Genomic DNA, 11,852 nt, shown 5'->3' on the forward strand with positions numbered 1-11,852 from the left:
AGGCATCCTTTGCTAAAGTAAGCAAAGTGATGCTGATTTTATATATAAGGATATTTCATGAATATTGTACTTGAACCGTGGCATTGGTTCGTGCTTGGCATTGCTCTCATTTTGCTAGAACTTTTTTTAAGTACATTTGCAATTTTGTGGTTTGGCATTGCAGCAGTTATGGTGAGCTTACTTTTTTGGCTCTCTCCATGGATGAGTACAGCATTACAAATTCTTATTTGGGCTATTTTTTCAATTGCAAATACAATTCTTTGGTTCAAATTTATTAGGCCAATAACAAAACGTCATCAGAAAAATGCTTCAGACTTCAAAGAGCTAATTGGACAAACGGGTATTGTTATACAAGTTTTTTCAAAAGAAAAACATGAAATCAAAGTACGTTTTTCCATTCCCCTTCTTGGTCATGAAGAGTGGACAAGCCAAGCAGATCAACCTGTAAATGTCGGTGATCGAATTGAAATTATTGGGTTCAAAGAAAATAAGTTTATTGTTACTCCCCACCTCAGCATTGAAGCACGTACCTCACATTAAAGGGCCAATATGTCTATTACAACAATTATCAGTCTTGCATTCTTAGTTTTTGTAGTTGTTACTATTCTAAAAGGAGTCCGTATTGTTCCTCAAGGATATAAATGGATTGTGCAACGTCTCGGAAAATATCACACCACTTTAAATCCAGGTTTAAGTATTATTATTCCTTATGTCGATGAAGTGGCATATAAAATAACAACGAAAGATATCGTGCTAGATATTCCCTCACAAGAAGTAATTACTAAAGATAATGCTGTTTTATTAATGAATGCTGTTGCTTATATTAATTTAACCACTCCTGAAAAAGCAGTATACGGAATAGAAAACTTTAACTGGGCAATTCAAAATCTCGTACAAACATCTTTAAGATCGATTGTAGGTGAAATGGATTTAGATGATGCTCTTTCATCGCGTGATCATATAAAAGCCAAACTCAAAGTTGCTATTTCTGATGATATTTCCGACTGGGGAATTACCTTAAAGACTGTAGAAATACAAGATATTAAGCCATCGACAACCATGCAAACTGCAATGGAAGAACAAGCAGCAGCAGAAAGACAAAGACGTGCTGCTGTAACTAAAGCAGATGGCGAAAAACAAGCTGCGATTTTAGAAGCTGAAGGACGTCTTGAAGCATCTAAACGCGATGCCGAAGCACAAGTAGTATTGGCCGAAGCATCACAGAAATCTATTGAACTTGTAACATCGGCAGTTGGTGAGAAAGAAACGCCCGTTGCTTACCTACTCGGTGAACAATATATTAAAGCTATGCAAGATATGGCAAAATCAAACAATTCAAAAACGGTCGTACTTCCAGCCGATGTCCTTAATACAATTCGGGGAATTATGGGGAAAAGTTAACTTTTCCGCTTAAGTAAGAACTGGGTAATTTGATGCAACTCATCTGCATCATTTCCAAAATATGCAAGTGCATCTAATGCCTCTTGATGCAAACGACTGGCATAATGTTGTGCTTGCTCAAGCCCCATTAATGCAGGGTACGTCGATTTTTCAACTTGTAAATCTTTCCCTGCAGTCTTACCCAAAACTTCAGTCTCTGCAATAATGTCCAGAATATCATCTTGCACTTGGAATGCTAGTCCAATTGCACGACCAAATTCTTTTAGTTTTTGCATTTCATTGGATGCAGTATCAAAAGTAGTAACAGCCGACATGGTAATTGCTGCCAATATGAGTGCGCCTGTTTTATTATGATGAATTGCTTCCAACGTATTTTGGTCAATCGCAATCCCTTCAGACTGCAAATCGAGTGTTTGCCCACCCACCATTTTAGAGCTTGCAGTTGCCAAAATTTGTACTTGTTTTAATATAATTGTACTGTCTATCGACTGAACAGATTCATCAAACAATCGACTAGTAATCACTTCATAAGCCATCGATTGTAAAATATCACCTGCTAATAAAGCCGTATCTTCACCAAATTTAACATGACACGTAGGCTGGCCACGTCGCAAGGAATCATTGTCCATACAAGGCAAGTCATCATGTACTAATGAATAACAGTGAATAAGTTCCACCGCAACAGCAGCACGGCGAATTGCTGCCCACCCCGCTACATTTTCCTTTAACCCACCAACGGCATAAGCTAAAGCAGGACGAATACGCTTGCCACCCAACATAACGGCATGGTAAACCGCTTGATGAAGTGACTCGGGCATAGAAAAGGAGTCCAACGCCACTTTTAAATCTTGTTGAATTTGTTGCTGTGCAGATTTTAAGAAATCTGAAGATATCTCAGCTAATGATGACACTGTTGCCTCGTATGTGTTCAATTATGCTTTTTTCACAAATTCTGATTTCAATTTCATGGCACCAATACCAGAAATTTTACAGTCAATGTTGTGCCCATCTGTTGCGTCAGGAACTAAACGAATTCCTTTTACTTTGGTTCCTACTTTTACCACAGATGAAGAACCTTTAATTTTTAGGTCTTTAATGACCGTCACATTATCACCATCTTCCAATGTTTGACCATGTGCATCAACAATTACAGATTGATTTTCATCAGTGCTCTGCTCTCCTTCCTTCCATTCATGTGCACATTCTGGACATATAATTAAATCGCCATCATAGTAGGTATAAACTGACTGACATTGAGTACAAGCAGGAATTGTCATTTAAAAAATCTCAAAACAAAGTCCTATTATCGCGTTAAATCTATTTTTTTTCAAAAACTATCTTAAATTCTTTGAACCAAGTTATTTTTTTCTCGTAATAAGTTGTTTAAAACACATATATTTTAGATAGATCATCTTTTTTCTTTTTGTTGTTGTGTGAATATTTATCACTGCTATGCGATTGACTTACAATCATTTACAATATGTCAAATTTCAACTTGAGCAGATTTTGGTGAGTCAAACATCATCTAACCTAAAACGTGGTCTCAAAAATAGACATATTCAATTAATTGGTATGGGCGGTGCAATTGGTACAGGCTTATTTCTAGGCTCTGCTCACATTATTCAATCGGCTGGGCCATCTATTATTCTGGGTTACGCAATTGCTGGGTTAATTGCTTTCCTCATTATGCGTCAACTAGGTGAAATGATTGTCGAAGAACCTGTAGCAGGTTCATTTAGTCATCTTGCGTATAAATATTGGAGCCCTTTTGCAGGCTTTTTTACAGGTTGGAATTATTGGATTGTTTACCTTCTTGTTGCCATGACAGAACTCACGGCTGTGGCTCAATATATCCAGTATTGGTGGCCTCAAATACCTGCATGGATTTCAGTACTCTTTTTCTTTGTCGTCATCACAGGATTAAATTTAACCAGTGTCCGAATTTTTGGAGAATCTGAGTTTTGGCTTGCACTCATTAAAGTGGTTGCTGTGATCTCTATGATCCTTTTTGGTCTTTATTTACTTTTTACTGCACCTGCACACAGTACCGAATCTTTTAGTAACCTTTGGACGCATGGTGGATTTTTCCCACATGGCTTTGAAGGTCTCTTCTATATGCTTGCATTTATATTGTTTGCTTTTGGAGGAATTGAACTCATTGGTATGACAGCAGCAGAAGCAGATAATCCTAAAAAATCAATTCCTCAAGCCATTAATCAAGTGGTTTTTAGAGTGCTTATTTTCTATGTCTGCTCGCTCGCTATTTTATTATCTCTAGTACCTTGGAATCAGCTACAATTAGGTGGATTGGAAAAGAGTCCATTTGTACTTATTTTTAGTAAACTTGGTTTTCAATGGGCAGCACATCTGCTTAATTTTATTATTCTCACAGCTGCTTTATCTGTATATAACAGTGGTATGTTTGCAAATAGTCGTATGCTTTTTGGTTTGGCCGAACAAGGAAGTGCTCCTAAATTTTTATTAAAAACCAATCAGCAAGGCATTCCCTATTATTGTGTTTTACTCTCTGCAGCTCTGATATTTTTATGTGTTTTACTCAACTATTTTGCACCAGAGAAAGCATTAAGTCATTTAATGTATATTTCAGTCGCGGGATTAGTTCTTAATTGGGCAATGATTACAATTACGCATTTAAAGTTTAAAAAACAAATAAAGATACATCAAACAAAGACAAGTTTTCCTGCACTTTGGTCTCCTGTTAGCAACTATCTTGTCTTAACTTTTATTGCTTTAGTTCTCTATATTATGTGCCAAGAAGGGTTTGCTGAATCAGTTATCTTTATGCCAATTTGGACAGCAATCCTGTATGTCATTTATCGCATAAATGCATCTAAAACAATTCGATAAACCTTTTATTTAAAATATTAACGAGTTACCTTTTTGTGAGTAATACAACACCTGAATTACAGCGTGGTCTAAAAAGTAGACACATTCAACTTATTGCAATGGGCGGTGCCATTGGAACTGGTTTATTTTTAGGTTCTGCAAAAGTTATTCAATCTGCCGGTCCTTCCATCATTTTAGGCTATGCTATTGGTGGGTTTATGGTCTTTCTTATCTTAAGACATCTTGGAGAAATGATTGCCCATGAACCCGTTGCAGGTTCATTTAGCCACTTTGCCTATAAATATTGGGGTAAATTCCCTGGATTTCTCACAGGGTGGAATTATTGGATCTTAAATATTTTGGTTGCCATGACTGAACTCACAGCCATTGCCAAATATATACACTATTGGTGGCCACATATACCGGCTTGGATTTCAACTCTGTTTTTCTTCGTCATTGTGACTGCGTTAAATACGCTTAATGTGAAATTCTATGGTGAGTCTGAGTTTTGGCTGTCCATTATTAAAGTCATTGCAGTCATTTCAATGATTGTCTTTGGTATATATTTAATTATTACTGCACCAGCGCTTTCTTCTGTAAGCATCACTAATTTATGGACACATGGCGGATTTTTTCCGCATGGTTTTGAAGGGCTTTTTTATATGCTTGCATTTATTATGTTTGCATTCGGAGGGATTGATCTTATTGGAACAGCCGCCGCCGAAGCTGAAAACCCTAAAGAAACCATTCCAAAGGCCATTAATCAGGTAATTTTTAGAATTTTTATTTTTTATGTTGGTACATTGGCCATTCTACTCTCACTCATTCCATGGAATCAGTTAGAACTGGGTGGCTTAGATAAAAGCCCTTTTGTTATTATTTTTAGCCAACTGGGCATTGGTTGGGCAGCTCACTTACTCAATTTCATTATTTTGACATCTGCTCTTTCTGTCTACAATAGTAGTATGTTTGCCAACAGCCGTATGCTTTTCAGTCTTGCAGAACAGGGCGATGCACCTCGTTTGTTCTCACGTATTAACCATAATGGCACACCAATCTTTGCAACTTTATTTGCTTCGGGCATTATTTTTGGTTGTGTTATTCTTAACTATCTATTTCCTGAACAAGCACTCGGACACCTAATGTATATTGTGGTGGGCGCTTTAGTATTAAACTGGGCTGTTATTAGTTTAATTCATTTAAAATTCCGAAAAACTATGCAAAAGCACCAAATTAAAACTCATTTTCCTGCTTTATTTTCACCATTTAGCAACTATTTGGCGCTTGGATTCATTTCGTTAATACTCTGCATTATGTGGTCTCAAGGTTTTCAAGAATCTGTATTAATGATTCCTATCTGGATTATCTTAATGTTTATTTGTTTTAAATACTTTAAACGGCGCTCTATTTAACCGTATTAAAGAATATCTTCTTCTATTTATTCTATCCCCGCGCATTGGATAAGTACTCCTTCCAATACGTGGGGAAATCATCAAATAATATTAACCCTGAGGCATAAAGTCTTTTCGACTCACCATGAAAAGTGCTAAAACTAATCCTACTATTGCAAGTACTCCACCCACAATACCAATGTATTTCATTCCTAAACTTAGCCCAACAATACTACCTAATAAGGCACCGCCCCCAATACCAACATTATATAAACCTGAATACAAAGACATAGCAACATCCGTTGCATCTGATGCCAACTGTAAAACTTTAGATTGCATGACCAATCCAAAGATCATAATAAATATGCCCCAAGCAACTGACACCGCCATAATGCCCCAAACACTTACAGCCAATGGCAACAGTAACAGCATACATACTGCAAGCCCTGCAATTGAGATAATAGGAAAACCTTTTGGCAACTTTCGACTTAATCGACTAAAAAGAATAGAGCCTAAAATACCAGACCCACCATAAACCAATAATAAAGTAGTCGTTTGATCCGAAGTAAAATGAGCAATTTCATTTGTAAACGGTTCGATATAACTGTAAGCAGTAAATTGAGCGACAACCACAATTACCGTAGTAACAAATAAAAGCATTAATGCAGGACGTTTCATTAAAATTGGAAGGCTTTCAATGGAACCTGTATTTTGACTTGGCAATAACGGTAGTGTCTTCCATAAAATACCTACAGCAAATACCGCAACCACAGCTACGATACTAAATGTAATACGCCAACCAAATAACTCACCGATCACACGTCCAAAGGGAATACCTAAAACCAATGCAAGCACTGTTCCCGTAGACAATAGGCCTAAGGCTTGTACCCCCTTCCCTAAAGGTGCAACACGTACAGCCAATGACGCTGTGATTGACCAAAACACAGCATGTGCAAGTGCAATTCCAATACGACTAATCAATAAAATTGTAAAATTTGATGCAATACTAGAAATGAGATGGCTAAAGATAAATAGTAAAAAAATAGAAAGTAGTAATTTTTTACGCTCCATGTGTCTAGTAACGAGCATCATCGGTAATGCTGTTAATGCCACGACCCATGCATAGATAGTAATCATTAAACCAACATGCGCAGCTTCCATATCAAAACTTTTAGCAATATCAGTTAATAATGCAACAGGTACAAACTCTGTTGTATTAAAAATAAATGCGGCGAGTGCTAAGGCAATAACACTCACCCAGCTACCGTTTTGAGCTGGTTGAGGAGGTATATTCATAGGGCTTTACAAATTTTATTGAGAGTAAATTTTAGTGCGTATTTGTTATACGACTTATATATTTATAATTATACAATCCTATTTGTAAGAAAATAAGACAATCACATCATATTTTTACATTTCCTTTTTCTCATTAGATTTCTATAATTGGCGTGTCATTGTGTACATACCTATTTCACACAGATCTGTAGAATAGGGCTTTGCCTCTTCAATCACAAAGTCTTGTTTTTTATAAAAAGAGATGGCTCGCACATTATTTTGAAGAACTTCTAAGGTAAGGCTAATTTGTTTCTCTGATTTTAAAAATGTAATCAGGAACTGAATAAGTTTCTGTGCATAGCCTTTTCCTTTAACCTCCTCTAGAAAGTAAATTTTCTCTAACACTGCTTTTGATTCATCAATGGCATTTAAGATAATTTTCGCAATACCAATACAGTTGCCCATATTGTCTAAACATAAAAACCAATATATCTCTTTATCTTTTAAATCACTTCGTAATTTTGGCAATGAATACGCCTTTTCTATAAATTTTTTTATACCATCTTTTGTCCATAAGTCTAAAAAAGACTCGTAATAACTTTGTGTTCCTACCTGCTGAATCGTTTTTATATCTGTTAAAGTTGCTTGGATAATTGTCATTATTTAAATTGAGTATTGTATAGTGTCTCTATTATAGCCAAACTTTGAAATATTTAGATAAACATACTGAGTTAACCAATTCACGAATATCTAAATCTTATTTAAGAATAAGCTTTTATTTTTTAATGCTAAATATTTTCTCACATTTACTTTAGAATACTTGCGATTCTACCCTGTCTCTTTTTTTTGCTCCAAGCCGACAGCCAGGAATAATTATGACTTCTCAAATCCCTTCTATCGACATCATTGATGCGCTTTCTGAAGAATATCTCGATAAATCACCCAGTGAGATTATGGAGCTTGCTCTAAATCAAACAGGTGAAATCGCAATTTCTTTTTCAGGTGCAGAGGATGTAGTACTCATTGATCTTGCTTACCGTCTACGCAAACCTTTTCGGGTATTTAGTTTAGATACAGGTCGTCTGCATCCAGAAACTTACCAGTTTATTGAAAAAGTGCGTAAATTTTATAATATCGACATCGAAATCTGTTCACCAGAAGCAGAACCTCTACAAGCGTTCGTTACAAAAAAAGGCTTTTTTAGCTTTTTTGAAGATGGACATACAGAGTGTTGTGGTATTCGAAAAGTACAACCTTTAAGAAAAAAACTTGCAACACTCGATGGTTGGATTACTGGCCAACGTAAAGATCAAAGTCCTACACGTAATGATATTCCCGTAATTCAGTTTGATGCAGGATTTTCTGGTCCCAATAAACAGTTGATTAAATATAATCCTTTAGCAAACTGGACTAGTGCTGAAGTATGGAGCTACATTCGTATGATGGAAATTCCATACAATTCACTTCATGAGAAAGGTTTTATTTCAATTGGATGTGAACCATGTACACGTCCTGTTTTACCTAACCAACATGAACGTGAAGGTCGTTGGTGGTGGGAAGAAGCAACACATAAAGAGTGTGGTTTGCACGCAGGAAATTTAAAATAAAATATGTTATCTGCCACTGTTTACAGTGGCTTTTTTCTTTTTAGCCAAACAAAAACAAATTAAAGATTTAAACTCGGTCTCATTCATTTTAAACTTACGCTTTATAAATCATTGACATGACCAAGAGATTCATAACATGCGTCCATTACATCCGATAGATCTGATATTTTTATCATTGGAAAGAAGACAGCAACCGATGCATGTTGGCGGGCTATTTCTCTTTAAAATACCAGAAAATGCACAGGATAATTTTATTCAAAATCTCGTTGCAGATATTCGAAAATCTAAATCAATTCCTGTTTCTCCTTTTAACCATAAACTGAATGGATTATTTTGGGATAAAGACTCTGAATTCGACTTAGACCACCATTTTCGTCATATTTCTCTGCCTCATCCTGGTCGTATACGTGAATTACTTGTTCATATTTCACAAGAACATAGCGCATTATTAGATAGAGCGAAACCACTTTGGACATGTACACTCATTGAGGGTATCGAAGACAATCGGTTCGCACTTTATTTTAAAATTCATCATGCGCTTGTCGATGGTATTGGTAGTATGCGTCTGATGGAAAAATCTTTTGCAAAAGATCCTTATACGCATCATATTACTCCTCCTTGGAGTATCGATACAATTTCAAAGAAAAATTCGAAAAATAAATTTAAAGCTGCCTTTCATACTGTAAAAAATATTAAAGAGCAGATTACAACAACACCTCAAGTGGTATATCAGGAACTTAAACAGGCAATGTTACATGATCGTAGATTTGATCCGCATTATGTTACTAGCTTTCAAGCACCAAAAAGTATATTTAACCAACGTGTGAGTGCATCTAGACGATTTGCAGCCCAGTCATTTGATTTAGCAAGAATTCGTCACATTTCTAATGCTTTAAATGTGACATTAAATGATGCGATTCTAGCAATCTGTTCAGGTGCTCTTAGACAGTATCTAATTAATCTTAACCAGCTTCCAGAAAAACCACTGATTGCGATGGTACCCGCTTCCATTCGTACAGATGATTCTGCTGTTAGTAATCGTATTACAATGATATTGGCAAATTTAGCAACACATACATCTGATCATCTAGAGCGCATTTATACCATTTCAAATAGTGTACGCACTGCAAAAATGCGCTTTAAACGCATGACACAAAATCAAATTCTCAGTTATAGTGCTTTTGTATATGCAGCAGCGGGGTTAAATATTATCTCTGGTGTTATGCCTAAAAAACAGGCTTTTAATATTGTTATTTCGAATGTTCCAGGCCCTAAAGAAACACTTTACTGGAATGGTGCTCCATTAGAAGCAATTTATCCTGCATCAGTCGTATTCGATGGTCAAGCTTTAAATATTACGCTTACAAGTTATCAGGATAAATTAGAAGTCGGATTAGTCGCTTGTAGAAATGCCGTTCCAAGAATACAAACATTAATCACTTTCTTAGAAGATGAAATTAGACACTATGAAAAGTTAATTGATCATCAATAAAAAGCCCTCAAGATGATGCAAGAGGGCTCCAAGTCGGGGGACTTTAAAAACTAGAGAAACGAATTCTCTAGTTTTTTACTGTACGGCATTGTTTTAACAACTCGATACACATGTCTTGTACCATGGTTGTTGTAATCTGGATCTCTTTACCCTGATCATCTACCATATAGCAGTCATTTTTAACAGTTTGAGTCTCATTTAAGTTCTGTGTATTAGTTTGCATATAATTCTCTTCTAATTGCATTCTTGCCCCCTGGATTGGCTAAGATGATATTTTTCATCTTTGGCTAGCTTAGATTTATAGTATTGAGAAATCACACAAAAAAGTAAACAGTCAGTTGTAACAAGTCATAATATATATGTTGTTACAATTCTACCCAAAAATGATATCATATTGCTCTTGTGTATAGAGTGTTTCCACCTGCAACTTAATTGTTCTGTCGAGCAAATGACTTAAATCTTCAACAGCAGTTGCTTCTTCTGTAAGCAAACGATCAATAACCACGGGGCTTGCAACCACAACAAAACCCGTTTGATGTGGATACGTACGTGTAAATCGCATCATCTCCCGAAAGATCTCATAGCATACTGTTTCGGCAGTTTTTACAAATCCACGGCCATGGCAAGTTGGACACGAATCGCACAATAAATGTTCTAATGATTCTCGCGTACGCTTTCGTGTCATCTCAATTAGCCCAAGCTCAGAAACTTGAGTAATTTTTGTTTTTGCATGATCTTTTTCTAAAACTGCTTCAAAATACTTTAAAACTTCTGCACGGTGTATTTCTTCTTGCATATCGATAAAGTCGATAATAATAATGCCACCTAAATTTCTTAACCGTAGCTGTCTTCCAATAACTTCAGTGGCTTCCATGTTTGTACGGTAAACCGTATCTTCTAAGCTCCGTCCACCCACATATGATCCAGTATTCACATCTATAGTCGTCATTGCTTCTGTTTGATCTATCATCAAATAGCCACCAGATTTCAAAGCAATCCGAATTTGTAATGCTTTTTGAATATCTTCTTCAATATGGTGTAAATCGAACAGTGGTTTATCTTCTACATAATGAACCAGACGACTCTTCATTTCTGGCATAAACTCGGCAATAAACTCTTCAAGTTTTAAAAATACATCTTCTGAATCTACATAAATTTTTTCTGTTTTATCTAATGATAGGTCTCGTACTATACGTTGAGGTAATGGCAACTCTTCAAAAACTAAAGATGGAACAAGCAAACTTTGCTTTTTACGTTGAATGTAATTCCAAAGCTTACTTAAATATGCCATATCTTGATCGATAGCTAGCTCATCAATTCCTTCAGCAGCAGTACGTACAATAACACTACCTGGAAGTAAATATTTTGTTTTTATATTTTCAATAATATGACGTAGACGCTCTCGCTCTTCATCAGATTCAATTCGCTGAGAAATCCCTACATGATTCCCAAATGGCATCAACACCAAATAGCGTGATGGTAATGAAATATCTGTTGTGAGGCGTGCACCTTTTGTACCCAGCATATCCTTCATCACTTGCACAGTAATGATTTGTCCTTGCTGTAATAACTCAAATACGTTCGGAGCAGTTTTTCCTTTTGGCCAAACCATATCATTAATGTGCAAGAAAGCAGTTCTAGATAAACCAATATCAACAAATGCGGCCTGCATTCCGGGCAAAACCCGAACCACCTTCCCTTTGTAAATATTGCCTACCAACCCTCTTTTTAAAGTTCGCTCGACAAAGACCTCTTTTACAACTCGATCCTCCGTTAATGCCACACGACACTCCATCGGCGTGACATTAATGAATAGCTCATCAGACATAATTAACTCAA

The 11,852-nt window shown here is 36.2% G+C and carries 12 protein-coding genes; 6 read left to right on the plus strand and 6 right to left on the minus strand.

The features are described from left to right. The first annotated feature begins 57 nt into the window (after positions 1-57). Together OZX61_RS08310 and OZX61_RS08315 are read left to right on the plus strand one after the other, a co-directional pair. Positions 58-540 carry an NfeD family protein gene (locus OZX61_RS08310; RefSeq protein ID WP_195772641.1) on the plus strand — a complete coding sequence of 161 codons (483 nt, stop codon included), beginning with the start codon at positions 58-60 and terminating at the stop codon, positions 538-540. Between the two features lie 9 nt (positions 541-549). Then, positions 550-1,401: an SPFH domain-containing protein gene (locus OZX61_RS08315; protein WP_195772640.1), complete on the plus strand. Its 852-nt coding sequence runs from the start codon at positions 550-552 to the stop codon at positions 1,399-1,401. Here the strand turns inward: OZX61_RS08315 and OZX61_RS08320 are convergent. Further along, positions 1,398-2,312, minus strand: a complete 915-nt coding sequence (locus tag OZX61_RS08320; RefSeq protein WP_195772639.1) for a polyprenyl synthetase family protein — start codon at positions 2,310-2,312, stop codon at positions 1,398-1,400. The genes OZX61_RS08315 and OZX61_RS08320 overlap by 4 nt on opposite strands. A gap of 21 nt (positions 2,313-2,333) precedes the next feature. Beyond that, a complete protein-coding gene (locus tag OZX61_RS08325; RefSeq protein WP_195772638.1) occupies positions 2,334-2,678 on the minus strand; it encodes a zinc ribbon domain-containing protein YjdM in 345 nt (114 codons plus the stop codon). Between the two features lie 232 nt (positions 2,679-2,910). Between OZX61_RS08325 and OZX61_RS08330 the strand changes: the two genes are divergently transcribed. Together OZX61_RS08330 and OZX61_RS08335 are read left to right on the plus strand one after the other, a co-directional pair. Continuing rightward, entirely contained in the window at positions 2,911-4,269 is a 1,359-nt protein-coding gene (locus OZX61_RS08330; protein ID WP_195772637.1) for an amino acid permease, read from the plus strand. A 35-nt stretch (positions 4,270-4,304) separates the two neighbouring features. Beyond that, on the plus strand, positions 4,305-5,660 hold the full coding sequence (locus OZX61_RS08335) for an amino acid permease (protein ID WP_277094511.1): 1,356 nt from the start codon (positions 4,305-4,307) through the stop codon (positions 5,658-5,660). 90 nt (positions 5,661-5,750) lie between these two features. Here OZX61_RS08335 and OZX61_RS08340 read toward each other — a convergent pair whose 3' ends face one another. Both OZX61_RS08340 and OZX61_RS08345 read right to left on the minus strand, forming a co-directional pair. Further along, a complete protein-coding gene (locus OZX61_RS08340) occupies positions 5,751-6,935 on the minus strand; it encodes a sugar transporter (RefSeq protein ID WP_277094512.1) in 1,185 nt (394 codons plus the stop codon). Positions 6,936-7,076: 141 nt separating this feature from the next. After that, on the minus strand, positions 7,077-7,574 hold the full coding sequence (locus OZX61_RS08345) for a GNAT family N-acetyltransferase (protein WP_277094513.1): 498 nt from the start codon (positions 7,572-7,574) through the stop codon (positions 7,077-7,079). 215 nt (positions 7,575-7,789) lie between these two features. Here OZX61_RS08345 and OZX61_RS08350 point away from each other — a divergent pair, with 215 nt between their 5' ends. Further along, positions 7,790-8,521 (plus strand): phosphoadenylyl-sulfate reductase, encoded by a 732-nt coding sequence (locus tag OZX61_RS08350; protein ID WP_277094514.1) that lies wholly within the window; start codon positions 7,790-7,792, stop codon positions 8,519-8,521. Between the two features lie 136 nt (positions 8,522-8,657). Next, complete coding sequence (locus tag OZX61_RS08355; RefSeq protein WP_195772632.1) at positions 8,658-10,013, plus strand: wax ester/triacylglycerol synthase family O-acyltransferase; 1,356 nt, start codon at positions 8,658-8,660, stop codon at positions 10,011-10,013. A gap of 67 nt (positions 10,014-10,080) precedes the next feature. On the opposite strand, the gene OZX61_RS08360 is transcribed toward OZX61_RS08355, so the two are convergent. Together OZX61_RS08360 and rng are read right to left on the minus strand one after the other, a co-directional pair. Continuing rightward, positions 10,081-10,257 carry a PA1571 family protein gene (locus OZX61_RS08360; RefSeq protein ID WP_195772631.1) on the minus strand — a complete coding sequence of 59 codons (177 nt, stop codon included), beginning with the start codon at positions 10,255-10,257 and terminating at the stop codon, positions 10,081-10,083. 129 nt (positions 10,258-10,386) lie between these two features. Then, positions 10,387-11,841, minus strand: a complete 1,455-nt coding sequence (rng, locus tag OZX61_RS08365) for a ribonuclease G (protein ID WP_195772630.1) — start codon at positions 11,839-11,841, stop codon at positions 10,387-10,389. Between the last annotated feature and the right edge of the window lie 11 nt (positions 11,842-11,852).

Origin of the sequence: Acinetobacter sp. ESL0695 (assembly GCF_029392135.1) — a bacterium.
GTDB lineage: Bacteria > Pseudomonadota > Gammaproteobacteria > Pseudomonadales > Moraxellaceae > Acinetobacter > Acinetobacter pollinis.